This window comes from Salinicola endophyticus (assembly GCF_040536835.1).
Classification (GTDB): domain Bacteria; phylum Pseudomonadota; class Gammaproteobacteria; order Pseudomonadales; family Halomonadaceae; genus Salinicola; species Salinicola endophyticus_A.
Map to the genome: position 1 here is coordinate 1963346 of NZ_CP159578.1, position 21316 is coordinate 1984661.

Sequence of the window (21316 nt, forward strand, 5' to 3'; positions counted from 1 at the left end):
TGGTGTCACCGCTAGCCGCCGCCCACGCGAGCGGCCTGTTTTTTCAGCACGAGATCAGCACGAGACGACCGCATGAGCGCACAAGCAAAGCAGCAGGCCCGCGGGCGCTTCATCACGCTCGAGGGCGGTGAGGGCGTCGGCAAGACGACCAACGTCGGGGTGGTCTGCGACTGGCTCGCCCGCCACGGCATCGAGGTGGTGCGCACGCGCGAGCCCGGTGGCACCTCGGGCGCAGAGGCGATCCGCGAGCTGCTGCTCGACCCCGAATGCGACGAACCGTGGGACGAAAGCGCCGAGCTGCTGCTGGTGTTCGCCGCCCGTGCTCAGCATCTGGCGCGACGTATCCGTCCGGCGCTGGCCCGCGGCGCCTGGGTGGTGTGCGACCGCTTCACCGACGCCACCTTCGCCTATCAGGGCGGTGGGCGCGGACTCGATCCAGCGCGTATCGCGACTCTCGAGGCGCTGGTGCAGCAGGGGCTCGAGCCCGATCTGACGCTGCTGCTCGACGTGCCGTTGGAGATCGCTGCGCAGCGTGTCAGCGGCCGCGGTGGCGAGCGTGACCGCTTCGAGCGCGAGCGGGAGAGCTTCTTCGAGGCGGTGCGCGACACCTATCTCGCCCGCGCCCAGGCGCAGCCGCGCTTCGCGGTGATCGATGCCACGCCGCCGCTGCCCGACGTGCGCGATGCCATCGAGCAGTGCCTTGCCTCGCGGGTGGCGCCATGGCTGTGAGTCCTGCGCCCGCGGCGGCTAGCGTCGCCGAGCCCATGCCCTGGCAGCGCGAGCGCTGGCAGCGGCTGATCCAGCTCCAGGAGAGTGGGCGCCTGCCGCATGCCCTGTTGATCTCCGGACCCCACGGTATCGGCAAGCAGCCGCTGGTGGAGGCACTGATCGCGCGTACCCTGTGTCGCGCGCCGGGTGAGGTCGCCTGCGGTGAGTGCCACGGCTGCCGCATGCTGGCGGCGGGCTACCACCCTGACCTGCTCAGCGTGGCGCCGGCGGAGAAGTCGCGCCAGATTCGCATCGATGCCATCCGTCAGGTCAATGGCTTCGTGTCCCAGACGGCGCAGCAGGGCGGTTATCGAGTGATCCGGATCGAACCGGCGGAGGCGATGAACGTGGCCGCTTCCAACGCGCTGCTCAAGAGTCTCGAGGAGCCGGGCCAGCGCACGCTGTTCGTGCTGGTGTCGGATATCGCCTCGCGGCTGCTGCCGACCATTCGTTCGCGTTGTCAGCACTGGAACCTGGCCACGCCGCCGGCTGCCGAGGCCGAGCACTGGCTGAGCGAGCGTCTCGGCGATGCCGAAGAGGCCACGTTCTGGCTGCGGGTCGCCGGTGGGTTGCCGCTGCTCGCCGAGGAGCTGGCCGGCGCCGAGGCGCGCCAGCTGCGCCAGGAGTTGCGCGAGCTGTTCGACGCGCTGGTGCGCGGCGGCGAGCCGGTGGGAGAGGCGGCCCGACTCGATGCCCAGGCGCTCGATCGCGTACTCTGGTATGGCATCGCCTGGCTCGAGGATCTGATTCGTCTGGGCCTATCCGGCGACAGTCGCCGGGTGCGCAACAGCGACCTGCTGCCGCTCTACCGCCAGGCGGTCAAGAATGCCCGCGTGCGGGACTGGTTTCGGCTGCTGGACTACGCCCGTGAGCAGCGCCGGCTGCTGGCGGCGGGGGGGAATCCCAACCCGCAGCTGGTGATGGAGGCGTGGCTGATCCGCTGGTCGGCGCTGCTGAGGTCTTGAGCCTTCGCGGGCGCGCTGCCCGAGTGCGGGCGTGTCAACGTGATCGAGGCGCGCGATACGTGCGTTCAGGATAAGCTTTCATGCTACCGCCGATGGCCTATTTCACGACCTCGCCGAGGGCGCTGCCATGAGTTCACACAAAGCGCTGTCGCTGACCATACGCGACGACGATACCCTGCATAGTGCCTACCTGGCATGGCTGACCCGCGGGGGGCTGTTCGTGCCCACCGAGCGACACTACAGCCTGGGCCAGCGGGTCTATCTGCTGGTCACGCTGCCCGACGCCCATGACCGCCTGCCGGTGGAGGGCGAGGTGGTATGGCTGACGCCCCCCGGTACCGCTGACCGGGTCGCGGGTATCGGCGTGCACTTCGGTGCCGACGGTCAGGCGCTGCGCGAACGTATCGAGGCGCGACTCGAGGCGCATCCGTCGCCATCGGCGCTGACGCGGCATACGCTCTAGGCTCGGCCCTCTCTCTAGATTGGCTATTCAAGGCCGGCGTGCGCGCGCCGGTCACGTCGACAATCTCATCATTACCGTTTTCTGGATATCGTCATGTTCGTAGACTCCCACTGTCATCTCGACCGCCTCGATCTGACGCCCTATGGCGGCGATCTGGGCGCCGCCCTCGATGCGGCGCGCGCGCGGGGCGTGCGGCGTTTCCTGGCCATCGCCACCACGCTGGAGAGTGCGCCGGGGCTGGTAGCGCTGACACGGGAGCATGCCGACGTCGATATCGCACTCGGCCTGCATCCGCTGCAGGCGGTGGCGCAGGAGCCCGATGCCACGACCATTGCCGACTGCGCCGAGCGCTACGCGGCGGTGGCCATCGGCGAGACCGGGCTCGATTTCCATGTCGAGAGTGTGCCGCACGCGCGCCAGCGCCAGCGTTTCGTCGCCCATCTGGAGGCGGCGCGGGCGCTGGAGCTGCCGGTGGTGGTGCACACCCGGGAGGCGCGTGAGGAGACGCTGGCACTGATTCGTGAGCATGGCGACCCGGCGGTGGGCGGCGTGCTGCACTGCTTCACCGAGGATCTCGACATGGCCCGGGAAGCGGTGCGCCTGGGCTACTATATCTCGCTCTCGGGGATCGTCACCTTCGCCAGCGCCGAGGCGCTGCGCGAGGTGGCCCGACGGCTGCCGCTGGATCGCCTGCTGATCGAGACCGACAGTCCCTTCCTGGCCCCGGTACCCCATCGTGGGCGGGCCAACGAGCCCCAATGGGTGGTGGAGGTCGCCGAGTGCATCGCCGACGTGCGCGGTATCAGTGTCGACGAAGTGGCGATGCAGACCCGGGCCAATTTCTATCGGTTGTTTCCGGGCTGCCACCAAGAAGATGCGCAGCGCACCAATCCCTTTTTGTGAGCTGCTGAGCGCGTCCATCTAGTCTCTTGTCACTCTCATCAGGAGCCACCCCATGCGCCTGGATTCGCTATTCCGCCAGCTCGACGCCCACGGCGTACCGCCACTCGATCAGTGGGACCCGGCGTTCTGCGGTGACATGGATCTGCTGATCACCGCCGGCGGTGAGTGGATTCACGAGGGCGTGCCGATCCGCCGCCCTGAGCTGGTGCGTCTGCTCGCCAGCGTGCTGCGGCGCGAGAGCGACGGTGACTACTACCTGGTGACCCCGGCCGAGAAGCTGCGTATTCGGGTCGAGGATCGCCCGCTGCTGGCGGTCGATGCCGAGGCCGATGCCGACGGCTGGTCTGTCGATCTGCAGTGGGGTGAGCAGTTGCGTCTGGGGGCAGCGCACAGACTGTACCTGGCGCCCGACCCCCAGGGTGAATGGCGGCCGGCGCTGCCGGTGCGCCACGGTCTCGAGGCGCGACTGCACCGCAACCTCTATTACCGCCTGGTCGAGGCCGCCGAGTGGCGCGGCGCCGAGTTGGGGCTCACCAGCGACGGCCTGTGGCAGCCGCTGGGGCGGCTGGCGGAGGGCCAGGCATGAGCGAGGGCAGGCATGCCGATGACACCCATGCAGGCAGCGCGAGGCTGACCCAGGAGCAGCGCGCCGTGGTCGGCCACGCCGGCGGTCACGCCCGGGTGGCGGCGGTGGCCGGCGCCGGCAAGACCACCACCCTGGTGCAGCGGGTGCTGCATCTGCTCGCCAGCGGTGAGTCACCCCGACGGCTGCTGGTGCTGATGTTCAACCGCGCGGCGCGCGACGACTTCCGCGACAAGCTGGCGCGGCAGGCGCCGGTGGGGGTGGCGCTGCCGGAAGTGAGGACGTTCCACTCCATTGGCCACCGCCTGACCCAGAGCCTGACCCGCTGGGGTTTCCTGCCGCCGCGGCAGCTTTTGCAGGCCGACTGGCAGCACGAGCGGCTGCTGCGCCAGGCGGTGGCCCAGAGCCTCGCCCAGGCCGATGCCGAGACCCAGGAGGGGGCGCTGGAGGCCGAACGGGTGGAGGCTTTCGCCCAGTTCTGCGACCTGGTCAAGGCCGAGATGGCCGAGCCCGCGGTACTGTTCGAGCGCCTCGACTATACCCCGGGCGAGCGCCACTTCATCGACGCCTTCGCCATCGCCGAGTCGCTGCTCGAAGCGGCCGGCAGCATCACCTATGCCGATCTGCTCTATCGCCCACTGCGCTGTCTCGAAGCCGAGCCCGAGGCGCGGCGCCGGGTCCAGGGCTATCTCAACCACGTCATCGTCGACGAGTACCAGGACATCAACGAGTCTCAGCTGCGGCTGTTGAAACTACTCGCCGGCGAGCAGGCGCAGGTGATGGCGGTGGGCGACGCCAACCAGTGCATCTACGAGTGGCGTGGTGCCCGCGCCGACGCCATGCTGGCGCGCTTCGACGGCCTGTTCGGCGGCGCCAGCGACTATCCGCTCTCGTATACCTTCCGCCACGGTCATGCCCTGGCGCTGGCGGCCAACCATGCGATCCGCGGCAATGCCCAGGGCAGCGATCAGCTGTGTCTGGCCGCGCCGGGCAATCCGCAGACGCGGCTCGGCAGCGGTGTAGGTGCTGGGGCGCTGCTCGACGAGCTGGCCCGTTGGCAGGTGGCCGGCCGGCGTCACGACGAGGCCTGCGTGCTGGTGCGTAGCTGGTCGCTGTCGGTATCGGTACAGCTCCAGCTGCTACGCGCGGGGATTCCGTTCCGGCTGGCCCAGGAGTCGCGCTTCGTCTTCCGCCTGCCACTGGTCCAGGCCCTGGCCGGCTATCTGCAGCTGGCGCGGGAGCCTCAGCGCCTGCAGGACCCGGCACATCTGGGGCTTTTGTTCTCGCAGCCGACCACGTTCGTTGCCCAGGAGCGCGTGCGCCGGCTGTGCGATGCGCTCGCCGCGACCCAGCAGTGGCCGGGGCGGGAGGACCCGCTGCTGGCGGGGCTCAAGCCCGGCCAGCGGCGCCATCTCAAGCGCCGCTGGCAGCTGTTGTGTGAACTGCCGCGATTGGGCAACTGGCCACCGGCGAAACTGCTGGCCCATGTGATCGAGGCGATCGATGCCGAGAAGGTGCTGCGCCGTTCGGCATCGAGGCGAGAAAAAGCGGACGACGACGTGCGCCTGCTCGACGTGCTGATCGAGCAGGCCGGCGAGCTGGCCAACGACCCCGACGCCTTCATCGAGCTGTTGCGCAATCCGGTGGAGAATCGCCCTGATGGTGTGCTGATCAGTACCGTCCACGGCGCCAAGGGGCTGGAGTGGCCGCTGGTCATGCTGTGGGGCCTCAACGAAGAGGATTTCCCCCACTTCAGCCGCGACAACCCGCTCTCACCCCAGCGCCTGGAGGAGGAGCGGCGGCTCTACTATGTCGCTATCACCCGTGCCCGCGAGCGTCTGCTGCTGCTGCATGACGGCGGTGAGCATCGCCCCAGTCGCTTTCTTGCCGAGAGCGCGGTGGCGGAGTGTGAACGGGTCGGCCAGGCGCTGGCCAGCGAGAGCGAGGCGAGTGTCAGCGTCAGCGAGCCGGCATTGGTGGCGCGCTATCTCGAGCGTGTCGGTCGTCAACTGGTGCTGACGCCTGCGCGAGACACGCCCGCCGCCGCGCCGGCCGCAGGCTGGCGGGTCGGTGAACGGCTCCGTCACGCCAATTTCGGCGCCGGCGAGGTGGTCGTGGTCGAGGGCGACCCTGCCGATCCGGTGATCGAGGTACGCTTCGACGGCGCCGGGCGGCGTCGGCTGATCGCCTCGCGGGCGCCCCTGGCGCGTATGGCCTGAGCCGGCTCGACAGCGCGCGCGGCGTGGCGCAGCATGGGGGCAATCCCCTGCACGAGGCGTTGCGCCATGTCGGTACTGATCACCCCCGAGGCCCTCGCGGCCCAGCTGCAGACACCCCAGCCGCCGCTGCTGCTCGACTGTCGCACCTTGCGGCAGGAGGGCCGAGACGATGGCGTGACGCTGCCCGGCAGCCGGCGCTTCGATCTCGAACGCGACATGTCGGCGGCAGCCGGCACCGGCGGTCGCCATCCGCTGCCGACGCAGGCGGCATTCACCGCGACGCTCTCGCGCCTCGGCGTGACACCTGGGCGAGCCGTGGTGGTGTTCGACGATCAGGGCGGGCGGCTGGCCGCGGCGCGGGGCTGGTGGATGCTGGCGTGCTGGGCGGGGCACCCGGACGTGCGCGTGCTCGATGGTGGCATTCAGGCGTGGCGGTCAGCGGGGGAGGCGCTCACGCAGGTCTCGGAAGCCGCCGCACCTGGGGAAGTGGACGCCGACACGGCATGGCAGCCCGACTACCATGACACGGCCTGGATCGGGCTAGAACGGCTGGCGACTGAGGGAGGTCAGTTGATCGACGCCCGAGCCGCTTCGCGCTTCCGCGGCGAGGAGGAGCCCCTCGATCCCGTAGCGGGGCATATTCCCGGCGCCCTGTGTCACCCCTGTGCCGACAATCTTGCCGCCGACGGCCGCTTCCGGTCACCGGCAGCACTGGCCGCGACCCTGCCCCAGGGAGCGCGGCTGACCGCCTACTGCGGCTCCGGGGTGACCGCGTGCCACAACATTCTCGCCTATGCGGTGGCCGGCCTGGCGCTGCCGCGGCTCTACGTCGGCTCCTGGAGCGAGTGGATCGAGGGTGCGGGGCGGCCGGTGGCCACCGGTCCGGCCTAGCCTATTCCTAACCCCGCCCTAGGCAGTACCGCACATCACATATTGGGGTAGTTGGGGCCGCCGCCGCCCTCCGGCGCCACCCAGGTGATGTTCTGCGCCGGGTCCTTGATGTCGCAGGTCTTGCAGTGGATGCAGTTCTGGAAGTTGATCTGGAACCGCGGGCCGTCACTCTCCTCGACCACCTCGTAGACGCCGACCGGGCAGTAGCGCTGTGCCGGCTCGGCATACTCGGGCAGGTTCTTCTCGATCGGGATGCTGGGGTCGCTCAGGCGCAGATGGCAGGGCTGATCCTCATCGTGATTGGTGTTGGAGAGAAACACCGAGGAAGGCTTGTCGAACGACAGCTTGCCATCCGGCTTGGGATAGTCGATACGGGTGGCCTTGGCGGCGGGGGTGAGGCGATAGTCCGGCGTAGTGTCGTGCAGCGTGGGCAGCTTGCCGCCCCCGAGCAACTGGTCGACGAAGTAGTAGGCACCGCCGCCGAGGGTGCCATAGCGGTGGATCGCCGGCCCGAAGCTGCGGCTCGCCTGCAGCTCCTGCCACGCCCAGCTCGACTCCCACGCCTGGGTGAAGGCGGTGAGCTCGCGGCCGCCGGCATCATCCGCGGCGAGGGCCTCGAACACGCTCTCGGCGGCGACCAGGCCGGACTTCATCGCCGTGTGGATGCCCTTGATCTTGGCGAAGTTGAGGGTGCCGGCGTCGCAGCCGAGCAGCAGCGCCCCGGGCATGGTCATCTTGGGCAGGCAGTTGGCGCCGCCCTTGGCGATCGCCCGCGCGCCGTAGGCGACCCGCTTGCCACCCTCGAGGTAGCGCTTGAGCTGCGGGTGGTGCTTGAGCCGCTGGAACTCGTCGAACGGCGACAGGTAGGGGTTGCGATAGCTCAAGTCGACGATCAGCCCCACCATCACCTGGTTGTCGTCGCCATGGTAGAGGAACCAGCCGCCGTGGCCGTCGCCGCCGGCCGCCTTGTCGGTGAGCGGCCAGCCGGAGCCATGCACCACCAGGCCCGGCTCGTGCTGTTCGGCGGGTACGTCCCACAGCTCCTTGAAGCCGATGGCATAGTGCTGCGGATCGCGGCCGGCGGCGAGGTCGAAGCGCTCGATCAGGCGCTTGCCGATATGCCCGCGGGCGCCTTCGCAGAACAGCGTGTACTTGGCGCGTAGCTCCATGCCCGGCATGTAGTTGGCGCCCTCGCTGCCATCGGCGGCCACGCCCATGTCGCCGGTGATGATGCCGCGCACGATGCCGGCGTCGTCGATCAGCGCCTCCTGGGCGGCGAAGCCGGGGAAGATCTCCACCCCCAGGGCCTCCGCCTGCTCACCCAGCCAGCGGCACAGGTTGCCGGCGCTGATGATGTAGTTCTGGGTGCCGTGGCCCACGTTGTGCAGGCTCTTGGGCACCAGCGCGCCGGGCAGTTTCTGCTCCTTCTGCGCATCCTTGAGCAGATAGAGGTCGTCACGCGTGACCGCGGTCTTCAGCGGCGCCCCGCGCTCGGCCCAGTCGGGGAAGAGTTCGGCCAGGGCGCGCGGCTCGAGCACGGCACCGGAGAGGATATGGGCGCCGACCTCGGAGCCTTTCTCGACCACGCACACGGAAAGTTCGCGCTCTGCCGCCTGGGCCTGCTGCATCAGCCGGCATGCCGCCGCCAGTCCGCTCGGCCCTGCGCCGACGATGACTACATCGAAATCCATGGATTCGCGTTCCAAACCGGTTCTCCTTGCTAGCGCTACGGTGTTGTCGGCCCGGCCCTCGCACCGGCCGCGGCCTGTTATGCGGCTTCTGCCCGCGCGTCTCGACGTTATGACGCCGCGCGCTTTGCTTATGCCAAGGCGCGGCTTCGGGCCGCGCTCGATAATGGGCTATCATCGCACTTTTACGCCGCCGTTGTCCCCGATCCGGCCGCGCCGCGGCGGGATGGGACCACTGGCGGATTGACCCCGGCCACGTTTGACGCGAGTCTGTTTCGCGTCAAACGGTTCGGCGGAAGCGTCGCGCGTTCGTGTCGTGCGAGATGGCGGGCTGTTGCCTGCCGTCAGTTCAGTGCCGTCTTCCGCCCCGCGCCGATCTTTTCCCCAGCCTGCGAGGACATCCATGAAAGTACTCGTCGCGGTCAAACGCGTCATCGACTACAACGTCAAGATCCGCGTCAAGCCGGATCACTCCGATGTCGATCTGACCAACGTCAAGATGGCCATGAACCCGTTCTGCGAGATCGCCGTCGAAGAGGCGGTGCGGCTCAAGGAGCAGGACGTGGCCAGCGAGATCGTCGCCGTCACCGTCGGCCCCAAGGCCGCGCAGGAGCAGCTGCGCACCGCGCTGGCGCTGGGCGCCGATCGCGCCATTCACGTCGAGACCGAGGCGCGGGTCGAATCGCTGGCGGTGGCCAAGCTGCTCAAGGCGGTGGTCGACGAGGAGCAGCCGGATCTGGTGATCCTGGGCAAGCAGGCCATCGACACCGACAACAACCAGACCGGCCAGATGCTGGCGGCGCTCTCCGGCATGCCCCAGGGCACCTTCGCCTCGAAGGTCGATGTCAAGGAAGGCAGCGTGGACGTCACCCGCGAGATCGACGGCGGCCTGCAGACGGTGGCACTGACGCTGCCGGCGGTGGTCACTACCGACCTGCGTCTCAACGAGCCGCGCTACGCCAAACTGCCCGACATCATGAAGGCCAAGAAGAAGCCGCTCGAGAGCAAGACGCCGGAAGCGCTGGGCGTCAGCGTCGAGAGCGGACTCGAGCTGCTCGGGGTCGAGACCCCGGCCGAGCGCAAGGGCGGGGTGAAGGTCGGCTCGGTGGATGAGCTGGTGGAGAAACTCAAGACCGAAGCGAAAGTGCTTTGAAGGGAGCGGCTGGCATGAGCATTCTGATTCTCGCCGAACAGCATGATGGCGAACTGGCGACAGGGACGGCACACGTGGTCGCCGCGGCACGCGCGATCGGTGGCGACATCGACGTGCTGGTCGCCGGCGAAGGGGTCGACGCCGTGGCCCAGGCCGCGGCCGGCCTCGACGGCGTCAGCCGGGTGCGGGTGGCCGACGACGCGGTCTATGCGCACCAGCTGGCCGAGCCGCTGGCCGAACTGCTGGTGGCACTGGCCGATGACTACACCCATGTGCTGGCTGCCTCCAGCACCACTGGCAAGAACGTGCTGCCGCGGCTGGCGGCGCTGCGCGACGTGGCCCAGATCTCCGACATCCTCGAAGTGGTCGGTCCCGATACCTTCAAGCGGCCGATCTACGCCGGCAATGCCATCGCCACGGTGCGCTCGAGCGACCCGCTGAAGGTGATCACGGTGCGCACCACCGCCTTCGACGCCGTGGCCGACGGCGGCAGCGCCGCGATCGAGCCGGTCAGCGCCCAGGTGAGCAACGCAAGCAGCCGCTTCGTCGGTGAAGAGCTGGCCCAGAGTGATCGCCCCGAGCTGGGCAGTGCCAAGATCGTCATCTCCGGCGGCCGCGGCATGGGCAGCGGCGACAACTTCAAGCTGCTCGACGGGATCGCCGACAAGCTGGGCGCCGCCATCGGCGCTTCGCGCGCGGCGGTCGACGCCGGTTTCGTGCCCAACGACATGCAGGTGGGGCAGACCGGCAAGATCGTCGCGCCGGAGCTCTACATCGCGGTGGGCATCAGCGGTGCGATCCAGCACCTGGCCGGGATGAAGGACTCCAAGGTGATCGTGGCGATCAACAAGGACGAGGATGCGCCGATCTTCCAGGTGGCAGATTACGGCCTTGTCGGTGATCTGTTCGAGATCCTGCCGGCGCTGGAGCAGAAGCTCTAGACGCTGCGGGTCTCGACTCGAGCCGGCGCCCCAGGGCGCCGGCTTTTTTATGCGCGCGATGTCGTGAGCGCAATACAGGATCCGGGGAGGCTTCTGGGGCGGGCGTCTCGGGATCGAGCGCCCGGTGCTCGGGAGATCGATGCATGGTCTGGATTCTGATTGATAATTGTTCTTGTTTGTACTAGGTTGTCGTCCTCTAGATCGGTGCCCACTGTTCGACGCTGTCGCACCGCTTTGAGACGGTGATCGTCACGTCTTCAGGCCCACTCCCACGGCTTCAGGCCCAATCGTAAGGAGATCGCGTGGTGTTGCATTCCCCGCGTCAGCGAAGCCATCGCCGTTTCACGGCGCTCTGCTTCGTCGCCGCGAGTCTCGTCGGCGTGGCCGCTCAGGCCCCGGCTCAGGACTCGCTCAGTCAGGCCAGCATCGAGGCGCAGCAGACCCAGGCCGCGCTGCAGCGGCGTATCGACAGTGCCGACGATGCCACGCGTGAGGCCCTCGAGCGGCTGCGCCGCGCCACCCGGCAGGCGGACCGCCTGGAGAGCTACAACGCCGAGCTGGCGCCGGTGGTGGCGGATCAGGCCAAGCGCATCGAGGCTCAGCAGCGGGCACTGGCGCAGATCTCGACCACGCGTGAGGCGCTGCCGGGCGAGATGCGCGAGATGGTCGAACAGCTGCGCGGGATGATCGAGGCCGACATGCCGTTTCTGCGCCAGGAGCGCCTGGCGCGGGTCGATACCCTCGAACAGATGCTCGCCAGTGACGAAACCTCCCAGTCCGACAAGCTGCAGAAGATCTTCTCGGTGTGGCGTACCGAACTCGACTACGGCCGCCAGATGGACCAGTGGAGCGGCCCGTTGACGGGTGCGCGGGCGCCGGACGCGCAGGCCGGTAGCGACTATGCGCGTCAGGTCGACTACCTGCGGGTGGGGCGCACCGGCTTTTACTATGTCACTCCCGACGGTCAAGCCGGCGGCGTGTGGAAGGTCGCGAGCCAGCGCTGGGAGCCGCTAGACCGCGGCCAGATCGACGAGGTGCGCCGGGGCATCCGTATCGCCCGTGACCAGGCCGCTCCGACACTGCTGGCGCTGCCGGCGTCGATCAGTGTGGTCCCCGGGCAGTCGCCGCAAGCGGCCGGCGATGAGGCCGGATCAGGCGATGCCCAGACCCCGAGCGCGCCGCAGGAACCGGCACAGGAGTCGGCATCATGAAGCCGCATTCGTTCGTTTCCCGTGGGCAGTCGCTGCTGATCGCGCTGATGCTGGCGGCGCCGGTAGCCCAGGCGCAGGATCCGGCCGCACCCGATGCCCAGGATGCTCCCGCCTCCCGGTCTTCCGCTACCCAGTCTTCCGCCACTCAGACCGCGTCCGAAGCGCCCAATACGCTGCAGCAGGTGCTGGCGCGCTTCCAGGCCGACAGTCGCGAGGCCGAGGCGCGGGACGATGCGCGTCTGGCCACGCTGGTGGATGACCGCCAGAAGCTCGACGCGGCAGTGGCGGACGCCGAAAAGCGGCTGTCGGCAGCGCAGGCAAAGCGTGAAGAACTGGAACAGCGCCAGCGCGAGCAGCGCCAGACGCTGGCCGATCTGAGTCAGCAACGTGGCGGCGATGCTGCCGATATCGAGGCGGTGTCGCAGGTGATCAAGCAGCAGGCCGGCGAGCTGCGCGATGCCCTCGGCGATAGCTGGCTGACCCTGGGCGGTGCGGCGCAGCTGCCGCCACGGCTGGACGATCGCGGGCTGGTCGATATCGCTACCCTCGATCGGCTACGCGGTGACCTCGCTGCGCTGATCGCGGAGAGCGCCCGCGGCGTCAGCTTCGAGGCCCCGGTGGCGGCTGCCGACGGCGACGTTCAGGTGCGCCCGGTGGTGCGTCTGGGCGACAGCGTGGCCTTCAGCCAGGGAGATCTCCTGGCGCGTGACACCGACGCCAAGCTGCCGCTCGAGGTCTTCCCGCACACGCCCGGCGATGTCCGCGCGGCGCTGCGCGACTTCCAGGCCGGGCGGGGCGAGCGCTTCTTCTTCGATCCCACCGACGGCGAGGTGCTGCAGGCGATCGCCCAGCAGCCCAGCCTGTGGCAGCGCTTTCAGCAGGGGGGCTATGTCGGCTACGTGATCGTCGGGCTGGGCGCCATCGGCCTGCTGGTGGCGCTGGCGCAGTACTTCTATCTGCTGCGGGTGAGTTCACGCATGCAGCGTCAGCTGCGCGACCCCGAGCGGCTGCGTGACGACAATCCCCTGGGGCGGGTGCTCGGGCGCTTCGGTGCGCTGGGCCCGAGCCACGCCCCGGAAGCCCTCGAGGCGCGTCTCGACGAGGCGCTGCTGGCGGAGCAGCCGCGTCTGGAGCGCGGCCAGCCGATCGTCAAGCTGATCGCCGCGGTGGCACCGCTGCTGGGGCTGCTGGGAACGGTCACTGGGATGATCATCACCTTCCAGTCGATCACCGTGTTCGGCACCGGCGATCCGCAACTGATGGCCGGGGGGATCAGTCAGGCGTTGGTGACCACCGTGCTGGGTCTGATCACAGCGGTGCCGTTGCTGTTCGTCAACACCGCGCTGAGCAGCCGCAGCCGGCGGCTGGTCGGGCTGCTCGAAGGGCGCGCCAGCGCGGTTCTGGCCGAGCATCTGGAAGCAGCGGGCCAGGATCAGGAGAGCCATCGTGGCGTTCACGCTTGAACCGATCCGCTGGCTGATCGATGCCGGCGGCGGGGTCCTGGTGGTGATCATGCTGGTTGCCATGGCGCTGTTCGCGTTGGCGCTGGAGCGTCTGATCTACTGGCGCGTCACTCACCGCCGTGCGCGCCGGGTGCTGATCGATGCCTGGATCCAGCGCCGCGATCACGTCAGCTGGAGCGCGCTCACCCTGCGCGAGGTGTGGACCCGCGAACTACTGGCGCGGCTGCGCCAGCCGTTGCCCTGGCTCAAGCTGCTGGTGGCGATATGTCCGCTGCTGGGGCTGCTGGGCACCGTCACCGGGATGATCCAGGTGTTCGACAGCCTCTCCCTCAGCGACAGCGGGCAGGCGCGGGCGATGGCCGACGGCGTTGCCCGCGCCACGTTGCCCACGCTGGTGGGCATGGCCGTGGCCGTGGTCGGGCTACTGTTCGTATCCCGACTGGAACAGATCATTCGGCGCGAGGACCAGCGGCTACACGATCGCATGGCCCGCGCGGTGGAGGATGCCCATGCGTAGGCGGCGCCTGCGGGAAGCGAGCGACGACGCCACCGGGATCGACCTGACCCCGATGCTCGATGTCGTCTTCATCATGCTGATCTTCTTCATCGTCACCACCAGCTTCATCAAGGAGAGCGGGGTCGAGATCGAGCGGCCGCAGTCGAGCGAGGCGACCGCACGCCCCGATACCCAGGTGCTGGTGGCGATCACTCAGGATGGTGCGGTGTGGGTCGACGGCGAGGCGGTGGACGCCCATCGGGTCGGCGCCAAGGTGGCGTCGCTGGTCTCCGGCGATGGCAGCGTGGTGGTCCAGGCCGACCGCCGCTCGACCACGGGGTTGCTGCTCGAAGTGATGGATCGCATTCGCCAGGCCGGGGTCGACAATGTCGCCGTGGCGGCCAACCGGGACGCCGGCTGATGCGCAGGCTGGTGGGGCTGGTCGCCGGTGCCGCGCTGGCACTGGTACTGTTCTATCTGCTGGCGCTGCTGGTGGCACCGCCGGCGCCGGAGAGTCAGGAGATCGTCAGCGCCGCGCCGATCGCCATGGTCGACGCGCCGGAGCAGGCGCCGACGCCGACGACGAGCGCGGCGTCGGCGCCGCCGCCACCCCCGGCCGCACCGCCACCACCACCGGCCGCGGCACCGACGCCGGCGCCGACACCCAGCCGGATCGCGGTGCCCGAGCCCCAGGTCGCGCAGCCGCAGACCCCTGCGCCCACCCTCGACGCCGCGCTGCCCGAGCTGAGCGAGGCGCGGCCGACGCCTCGACCCAAGCCGGAGCCACAACCTCAGCCGCAACCTGAATCGCGGCCCGAGCCCAGCCCGCAGCCTAGCCCGTCGCCGGCGCCCAGCACTGCCCAGGCGCCAGCCTCGCAGGCGGCATCAACGCCCAAGGGTACCCAGGCATCGCCGCGCGACGTGGGACAGCTGCAGCCGACCAGTCGGGTCAATCCGACCTACCCGGCGCGGGCGCAACGGCGGGGCCTGGAGGGCTACGTCGAGGTCAGTTTCGTGATCCAGCCCGATGGACGCGTGGATGGCGGCAGTCTGCGGGTGATCGACGCCGAGCCGGCCAACGTGTTCGACCGCGCGGTAGAGGAGGCGATATCGCGCTGGCGCTTCCCGCCGGCGGATGACGTGCGCCGTGCCACCCAGCGTATCGAGTTCAAACTGCAAGGTTGACCATGGACGCGCCACAGATTGTCACCCCGCCCGCGGATGCCGCCCGGACTGTCACCACGGCCACCGACTGGCGCTATGCCGGCGCCGCCAGAGGGCAGCGGCGTCGCTACAGCGCCGCGCTCCTGCTGCTGGCGGTGCTGGCGGCCACGCCGGCACTGGCCGAAGGGCCGGCGCTACGCTCCAGTATGATTGCCTCGCTCGAGTCGCTGCAGCAGCAGTTGGCCGCGGGCGACAACGCGGCGGTGGCGTCGCGCGCCGAGGCCGCCGCGGCGCGTCTCGACGGCGGCAATGCCGCCGATCGCTGGGCCCGGGCGCTGTTTCTGCAGCTCGAAGCCAGCGCCCTGGCGCGCCAGGGCGAGCCTGCTGCCGCAGCGCAGCGCCTGGCCTCGGCACGCGCTATTGACGAGGTGCCGGCGCCACGGCGTCTGGCCTGGCTGCGTCAGGAGGCGCAGCTGCATCTCGCCGCCGGCCAGCGCGAGCGCGGGGCTGACCTGCTCACGCGCTGGGTCGAAACCAGCGGTGGCGACGCTGAGTCGCGCTGGTTGCTGGTGCAAACGCGCGCTGCCCTCGGCGAGTGGCAGGCGGCGGCCAACTCTCTCGACCGACTGCGCGAATCGGGCGGCACCTCTTGGGATGCTGGCCAGCGCCAGCTCGCCAGCATGGTCTATCAGCACAGTGGGCGCTTCGATGACGCCCTCGCGCTGCTTGGTGACGATGCCGACTCGCCGCAGGTGTGGCGGCGCGCGGCCGGGCTGGCCCAGCGGGCAGGCGACCCCGGGCGGGCGGCGGCGATCTGGGAGAGCGGCTGGCGCCGCGGCGTGCTGACCCGGCCGCAGGATCTGGTGCAACTGGCCGAGCTGCATATCGCCGGCGGGACACCCGCCCGCGCGGGGGAGTATCTGGCGCGCTGGTTGGCGGATGGCGAGCTGCCACGCTCCGAGGCCAATCTACGCCTGCAGGCGCAGGCGTGGAGTGCCGCGCGCGAACACGACAAGGCCCTGGCGGCGTGGCGCGCGCTGGCCAATCGGACCGGGAGCGCGGCGGACTGGCGCCAACTGGCCGAGACCGCCTACGCCTGGGGCGAGTGGCAGGTGGTGCTCGATGCCCTCGGCCAGATCCTGCCTGTCGATCAGCCGCCGGAGGAGACTGGCACCGGTAGCGCGCAGGGGGAGGTCGCCGAGGGGCGCGACTGGCTGCTGATGGGCGTTGCCGCGGTCCAGCTGCAGCGCCCTGAACTGGCGCGCCGGGCGTTGAAGCGGGCGGCGGCAGGGGAGAGCCAGGCCCAGGCGTGGCTGGCGTCGCTGGGCCAAGGCTAGGAATCCCTGCATAAATGCCTGCACGGACTCGGCGTCCCCAGCGCATGACTACGTTGCGCGGTACTGGAACGCCAGCCCGGTCGAAGGCTCGCCTAACCCCATGTTATGTCTCGCCTTCTGCGTTCCGTGCGCCTTGCCCTTCATCTCGTTCGGCGATTTATTCAACGCTTCCCTAGGCGCTCACTCGAGCGCGAAGTCGCTCCACACCGGGGCATGGTCCGAGGGTTTCTCCATGCCGCGCAGCGCGTAGTCGACGCCGGCGGCGCGGGTGGCTTCGGCCAGCGGGTCGGTGACCAGGATGTAATCGATACGCAGACCCCGCTTGGGCTCGCGATCGAACCCCTTGGAGCGGTAGTCGAACCAGCTGAACAGGTCGCTACTGTCCGGATGGCACAGGCGGTAGCTATCCTTCAGCCCCCACGCCTTGAGCCGCTCGAGCCATTCGCGCTCTTCCGGCTGGAAGCTGGTCTTGCCTTCACGCAGCCAGCGCTTGCGGTTCTCCTCGCCGATACCGATGTCGATATCCTGCGGTGAAATATTGAAGTCGCCCATGATGGCCAAGCGTTCGGCGGGGTCGTGGCGCGCCTCGAGCAGTGCGCTGAGCCCGGCATAGAAGGCGCGCTTGTGCGGGAACTTGGTCGGGTGAGCGACGTTCTCGCCCTGCGGGAAATAGCCGTTCCACACCGTCAACGGGCGGCCATCGGGGAGCGCCAGCGTGGCACCGATCAGCCTTCGCTGGGCATCCTCCGGGTCGTCGGGCAGGCCGTAGTGGACCTGTTCCGGGCGCGCCTTGGTCATCAGCGCGACCCCGTAGTGCCCTTTCTGGCCGTGGATGTGGACGTGATAGCCGAGGGCCTCGACCGCCTCGCGCGGAAACTCGCTGTCCTGCACCTTGGTCTCCTGCAGCCCGATCACGTCCGGATCGTGGGCCTCGACCAGCGCCTCCAGTTGATGCAGGCGGGCGCGAATACCGTTGATGTTGAACGAGACCAGGCGCATCAGTCGGTATCCTTGTCGCTGGTGTCGGATTTGTGCAGTGGCAGCGGCGCCACGCTCTGGCGCTTCAGCTTGCGCTCGGCCTGGGCCTTGCGCTGCTGATCCTTCTTGGACACGTAGCGGCGCGACGAGGTGACCTCGTCAGGGTTCTCATGGCGCCAGCGGCGATAGTCCTTACGCTTACCGGTGCGGATACTGACCTTGTCGGCCAGGGAGCGGGTCTTCTTTCTGCGAGTCATTCACGCGGCCTTTGCTAGCGGCGCCCGCGGCCTCAGTGCCGGGGGCGTTGTCGTCTCATGCTGCCCATTCTAACAGGCCCCACCGCGGCTGACAGGCCGGGCTCGCCGCCCGGCTGGCGACGTCACGCACCCAGGCTGGTACACTAGGGGCTTGCCCGCGCCGACGCCGGGTCTCGGCCTGCCGCCAGCGGCGGCGCCGGATGGCGGTGTCGGATCGAGCGCCAGCACTGCTTCGGCGGCTCTCCATATCCGCGCGGGCTTCATCGTCAATCGAATTCGGACATTCGTCATAACTATGAGTGAGTCGGACAATACCCAGGCACCGGCACAGAACCGCAGACCCAAGCGGCGTCGACGCAAGCCTCGTAAATCGCAGTCGCGCAACGCCAACGGCTGGTCGCTGGATCAGTTCCAGGTCGCGCCCGTGGCCGGCCGCTGGCGGTTCCACGATTTCGATCTGCCGCTCGCGCTGATGCGTGCCATCCACGCCGAGGGGTTCGAGTACTGCACCCCGATCCAGGCCGAAGCGTTGATGTACACGCTGCTCGGCGGCGACGTGGTGGGCAAGGCGCAGACCGGCACCGGCAAGACGGCCGCCTTCCTGATCTCGATGCTCGCCTATTTCCTCGAGGAGGAGGCGCCGGACGGCCAGAAGCCGGGGACGCCGCGGGCACTGATCGTCGCTCCCACCCGCGAACTGGCGCTGCAGATCGAGAAGGACGCCAAGGCGCTGGCGCGCTTTACTTCGCTCAACGTGGCGAGCGTGGTCGGCGGCATGGATTACCAGAAGCAGCGCGAGCAGCTGGTCAAGAATCTGGACATCCTGGTGGCTACCCCGGGCCGGCTGCTGGACTTCCAGCAGAAGCGCGACATCGATCTCTCCCAGGTCGAGGTGCTGGTGCTCGATGAAGCGGATCGCATGCTGTCGATGGGTTTCATACCCGACGTCAAGCGCATCATCCGCTACACGCCCAAGCGTGAAGAGCGTCAGACCTTCCTGTTCTCGGCGACCTTTACCCCGGATATTCTCAATCTCTCCGAGCAGTGGACCCATAACCCGGCTCACGTCGAGATCGAGGTGACCACCGAGAACGCCGCCAATATCGATCAGCGCGTCTACCTGGTCAGCGACGACGACAAGCGCCGACTGCTGATCAACCTGCTCAAGCAGGAGGCGATGGAGCGCGTGATCGTGTTCGGCAACCGCCGCGACCTGGTGCGTGAGCTCGACGGACTGCTGCGCGAAGCGGGCATCAACGTGGCGATGCTCTCCGGCGACGTGCCGCAGAATCAGCGTATCAGCACGCTCGAGAAGTTCCGCGACGGCGAGATCCAGGTGCTGGTGGCGACCGATGTCGCCGGCCGCGGCATCCATATCGAGGATGTCAGCCACGTGGTCAACTACACCCTGCCCGAGGACCCGGAAGACTACGTGCACCGTATCGGTCGTACCGGGCGCGCCGGCGCCAAGGGCGTCTCGATCAGCTTTGTCGGTGAGGAGGACGCGTTCTCGCTGCCCGAGATCGAGGCCTACATCAAGGACAAGCTGCCGTGCGAGCAGCCGCCGGAGTCGATGCTCGTCTGAGCTGAGCGACCCCGAACCGACCGCTCATCCCCGTGAGCGGTCATCCTGCCTTCCTCACACAGGCCGGCCTGCCCGGAACCCGCATGCTCGACGAGACGCTCAAGCAGGAGATTCAGGACGCCTATCGACGCACGCTCGAGGGTCTGGAGCTCACGCCCCGCTATGGCCAGCGGCTGATGATCGCGGAGATCGCGCGCACGCTGGCCGGGATCGAGCACGACGATCAGGGCCGGCGCACCTCCCAGGAGCACGTCTGCGTGCTCGAGGCGGGCACCGGCACCGGCAAGACGCTGGCCTATCTGCTGGCGGCGCTGCCGGTGGCCAAGGCGCGCGGCAAGCGGCTGGTGGTGGCGACCGCGACGGTGGCGCTGCAGGAGCAGGTGCTCAATCAGGATCTGCCACGGCTGCGCGAGCATAGCGGGCTCGATTTCGACTACGCCCTGGCCAAGGGGCGTGGACGCTATCTGTGCGTCGCCAAGCTCGACCAGGCGCTGGAGGGCAGCGAGCCCAATCCCACGCTGTCGCTGTTCGAGCAGACCATCGCTACCGATGCCGGTGGCGACTTCCCGCAACTGATCCAGGAGATGGCCGACACCTACGCTTCGGGCAAGTGGGAGGGCGACCGCGACAGCTGGCCGGTGGCGATCGATGACCGCGACTGGCGCCGTCTCACCGTCGATCATCGCCAGTGCACCAACCGCCGCTGCGGTCATTTCGGCGCCTGTGCCTACTTCCGCTCGCGCCGTCATCTGGAGCAGGCGGATGTCGTGGTCGCCAACCACGATCTGGTGCTGGCGGATCTGGCCCTCGGCGGTGGCATGGTGCTGCCGCCGCCGAAGGAGTGCATCTACATCTTCGACGAGGGGCACCATCTTCCGGACAAGGCGCTGGATCACTTCCACCACCGCTTCGCCGTCAATGGCACCCTGCGCTGGCTGCGCACGCTGAAGAAGTCGCTCACCGAGCTGAATACCGCGCTCGCCGCCCAGCCCACGCTGGCGCGTCTGCTGGCGGCCTTTCCCGAGCGCATCGCGGCGCTCGAGCCGAGTCTGGGTGAGGCCTACGCCATGGGCCATCAGATCGCCGGGCTCGAGCAGGGCGCCGGGGACGAGACCCGGCATCATCGCTTCGTCAACGGTCGCGCCCCGGCACCGCTGGTGGCGCTGGCGCAGCAGCTGGTGATTCCCTTCGCGGCGCTGGCGCGCGACCTGGAGACGATGACCGAGATCCTGCGCGAGAGCCTGGACCCGGACAAGTCCACCGGACTCCCTCGTGAGCAGGCCGAACCCTGGCTGCCGCTGAGTGCCTTGCTCCACGGGCGCGCGCTGGATGCTCACGCGCTGTGGCAGGCCATGGCCAGCGAGGACCCGCCGGATCAGAAGCCCCAGGCGCGCTGGCTCACCTTCGAGCGCTTCGGCAGCGAGCCCGAGCTGACCTTTTCGGCCAGCCCGGTCTCCGCCGCCGAGACCCTGGCGCGCCACCTCTGGGGAGCCTGCTACGGGGCGGTGGTGACCTCGGCCACGCTGACCGCGCTCAACCGTTTCGAACGCCTCCAGGAGCGTGCCGGCCTGGCCAATCGCTACCGCTACCAGCGCCTGCCGAGCCCGTTCGACTACTCCCGCGCCACCCTCAGCGTACCGCGCGAGGCGGTGGAGCCCGGTGACCCGGTGGCCCACGATCGCGCTATCGTGCAGTTCCTCGAAGGGCGCGAGGACGACGAGGCGATCCTGGTGCTGTTCTCGTCGCGCAAGCAGCTCAAGAGTGTCGCCGAAGCCCTTGCCGAGCCCTGGGCGTCGCGCCTGCTGTCCCAGGATCGGCTGCCCAAGCGCGAGCTGCTCGAGCGTCATCGCAAGGCGGTGGACGCGGGGCAGGGCAGCCTGATCTTCGGGCTGGCGAGCTTCGCCGAGGGGATCGATCTGCCGGGGCGCTATCTCACCCACGTGGTGATCACCCGGCTGCCGTTCTCGGTGCCGGACGATCCGGTGGGGGCGACGCTGGCGGAGTGGATCGAGAGCCAGGGGGGCAATCCGTTCATGCGCATCTCGGTGCCTGACGCCTCGATCAAGCTGGTCCAGGCCTGCGGCCGTCTGATCCGCAAGGAGAACGACAGCGGGCGTATCTCGCTGCTCGACCGGCGGGTGCTGACCCGGCGCTATGGCAAGGCGCTGCTGGACGCGCTGCCGCCGTTCCGGCGCGAGATCGAGGGTGTGGTCAGGGAGACGCCGGCCTGATCCGGCGTATGCTGGCGTCA

At 68.9% G+C, this 21316-nt stretch carries 20 protein-coding genes; 17 read left to right on the top strand and 3 right to left on the bottom strand.

From position 1 onward, the window contains the following. The first annotated feature begins 72 nt into the window (after positions 1 to 72). The 7 genes from tmk to ABV408_RS08895 all read left to right on the top strand — a co-directional run bounded on the left by tmk (position 73) and on the right by ABV408_RS08895 (position 6792). Positions 73 to 729, top strand: coding sequence for a dTMP kinase (gene tmk / locus ABV408_RS08865; RefSeq protein WP_353982029.1), 657 nt, complete (start codon positions 73 to 75; stop codon positions 727 to 729). Continuing rightward, positions 720 to 1733, top strand: coding sequence for a DNA polymerase III subunit delta' (locus tag ABV408_RS08870; RefSeq protein WP_353982030.1), 1014 nt, complete (start codon positions 720 to 722; stop codon positions 1731 to 1733). Before tmk ends, ABV408_RS08870 begins: the two co-directional genes overlap by 10 nt. 127 nt (positions 1734 to 1860) lie before the next feature. Continuing rightward, positions 1861 to 2196: a PilZ domain-containing protein gene (locus ABV408_RS08875; protein WP_353982031.1), complete on the top strand. Its 336-nt coding sequence runs from the start codon at positions 1861 to 1863 to the stop codon at positions 2194 to 2196. A gap of 93 nt (positions 2197 to 2289) precedes the next feature. Next, positions 2290 to 3099, top strand: a complete 810-nt coding sequence (locus ABV408_RS08880; protein WP_353982032.1) for a TatD family hydrolase — start codon at positions 2290 to 2292, stop codon at positions 3097 to 3099. A gap of 52 nt (positions 3100 to 3151) precedes the next feature. Beyond that, on the top strand, positions 3152 to 3685 hold the full coding sequence (locus ABV408_RS08885) for a DUF1285 domain-containing protein (protein WP_353982033.1): 534 nt from the start codon (positions 3152 to 3154) through the stop codon (positions 3683 to 3685). Continuing rightward, complete coding sequence (locus ABV408_RS08890; protein WP_353982034.1) at positions 3682 to 5901, top strand: ATP-dependent helicase; 2220 nt, start codon at positions 3682 to 3684, stop codon at positions 5899 to 5901. Before ABV408_RS08885 ends, ABV408_RS08890 begins: the two co-directional genes overlap by 4 nt. Positions 5902 to 5967: 66 nt before the next feature. Then, a complete protein-coding gene (locus ABV408_RS08895; RefSeq protein ID WP_353982035.1) occupies positions 5968 to 6792 on the top strand; it encodes a sulfurtransferase in 825 nt (274 codons plus the stop codon). Between the two features lie 35 nt (positions 6793 to 6827). Here ABV408_RS08895 and ABV408_RS08900 read toward each other — a convergent pair whose 3' ends face one another. Then, a complete protein-coding gene (locus tag ABV408_RS08900; protein ID WP_353982037.1) occupies positions 6828 to 8483 on the bottom strand; it encodes an electron transfer flavoprotein-ubiquinone oxidoreductase in 1656 nt (551 codons plus the stop codon). 400 nt (positions 8484 to 8883) lie between these two features. Between ABV408_RS08900 and ABV408_RS08905 the strand changes: the two genes are divergently transcribed. The 8 genes from ABV408_RS08905 (at position 8884) to ABV408_RS08940 (ending at position 16245) form a co-directional block, all read left to right on the top strand. Next, positions 8884 to 9633: an electron transfer flavoprotein subunit beta/FixA family protein gene (locus ABV408_RS08905; RefSeq protein ID WP_353982038.1), complete on the top strand. Its 750-nt coding sequence runs from the start codon at positions 8884 to 8886 to the stop codon at positions 9631 to 9633. 14 nt (positions 9634 to 9647) lie between these two features. Beyond that, on the top strand, positions 9648 to 10574 hold the full coding sequence (locus tag ABV408_RS08910) for an FAD-binding protein (protein ID WP_353982039.1): 927 nt from the start codon (positions 9648 to 9650) through the stop codon (positions 10572 to 10574). Positions 10575 to 10879: 305 nt separating this feature from the next. Beyond that, positions 10880 to 11785: a DUF3450 domain-containing protein gene (locus ABV408_RS08915; RefSeq protein WP_353982040.1), complete on the top strand. Its 906-nt coding sequence runs from the start codon at positions 10880 to 10882 to the stop codon at positions 11783 to 11785. Then, positions 11782 to 13248: a MotA/TolQ/ExbB proton channel family protein gene (locus ABV408_RS08920; protein WP_353982041.1), complete on the top strand. Its 1467-nt coding sequence runs from the start codon at positions 11782 to 11784 to the stop codon at positions 13246 to 13248. The genes ABV408_RS08915 and ABV408_RS08920 overlap by 4 nt, the downstream gene beginning before the upstream one ends. Positions 13249 to 13297: 49 nt before the next feature. Further along, positions 13298 to 13765 (top strand): MotA/TolQ/ExbB proton channel family protein, encoded by a 468-nt coding sequence (locus ABV408_RS08925; RefSeq protein ID WP_353982217.1) that lies wholly within the window; start codon positions 13298 to 13300, stop codon positions 13763 to 13765. Next, on the top strand, positions 13758 to 14165 hold the full coding sequence (locus tag ABV408_RS08930) for a biopolymer transporter ExbD (protein ID WP_035470602.1): 408 nt from the start codon (positions 13758 to 13760) through the stop codon (positions 14163 to 14165). The genes ABV408_RS08925 and ABV408_RS08930 overlap by 8 nt, the downstream gene beginning before the upstream one ends. Then, entirely contained in the window at positions 14165 to 14929 is a 765-nt protein-coding gene (locus ABV408_RS08935; RefSeq protein ID WP_353982042.1) for an energy transducer TonB, read from the top strand. Before ABV408_RS08930 ends, ABV408_RS08935 begins: the two co-directional genes overlap by 1 nt. Positions 14930 to 14931: 2 nt before the next feature. Next, the gene (locus tag ABV408_RS08940; RefSeq protein WP_353982043.1) at positions 14932 to 16245 is read left to right on the top strand and encodes a hypothetical protein; all 1314 of its coding nucleotides are present in this window, start codon (positions 14932 to 14934) and stop codon (positions 16243 to 16245) included. Between the two features lie 180 nt (positions 16246 to 16425). On the opposite strand, the gene xthA is transcribed toward ABV408_RS08940, so the two are convergent. Both xthA and ABV408_RS08950 read right to left on the bottom strand, forming a co-directional pair. Continuing rightward, positions 16426 to 17244 carry an exodeoxyribonuclease III gene (xthA, locus tag ABV408_RS08945; protein WP_353982044.1) on the bottom strand — a complete coding sequence of 273 codons (819 nt, stop codon included), beginning with the start codon at positions 17242 to 17244 and terminating at the stop codon, positions 16426 to 16428. Next, on the bottom strand, positions 17244 to 17480 hold the full coding sequence (locus tag ABV408_RS08950) for a hypothetical protein (protein WP_207037270.1): 237 nt from the start codon (positions 17478 to 17480) through the stop codon (positions 17244 to 17246). Before ABV408_RS08950 ends, xthA begins: the two co-directional genes overlap by 1 nt. Before the next feature lie 295 nt (positions 17481 to 17775). Between ABV408_RS08950 and rhlB the strand changes: the two genes are divergently transcribed. Both rhlB and dinG read left to right on the top strand, forming a co-directional pair. Beyond that, positions 17776 to 19065, top strand: coding sequence for an ATP-dependent RNA helicase RhlB (gene rhlB, locus ABV408_RS08955; RefSeq protein ID WP_353982045.1), 1290 nt, complete (start codon positions 17776 to 17778; stop codon positions 19063 to 19065). A gap of 83 nt (positions 19066 to 19148) precedes the next feature. Then, positions 19149 to 21296, top strand: coding sequence for an ATP-dependent DNA helicase DinG (gene dinG / locus ABV408_RS08960; protein ID WP_353982046.1), 2148 nt, complete (start codon positions 19149 to 19151; stop codon positions 21294 to 21296). The last annotated feature ends 20 nt before the right edge of the window (positions 21297 to 21316 follow it).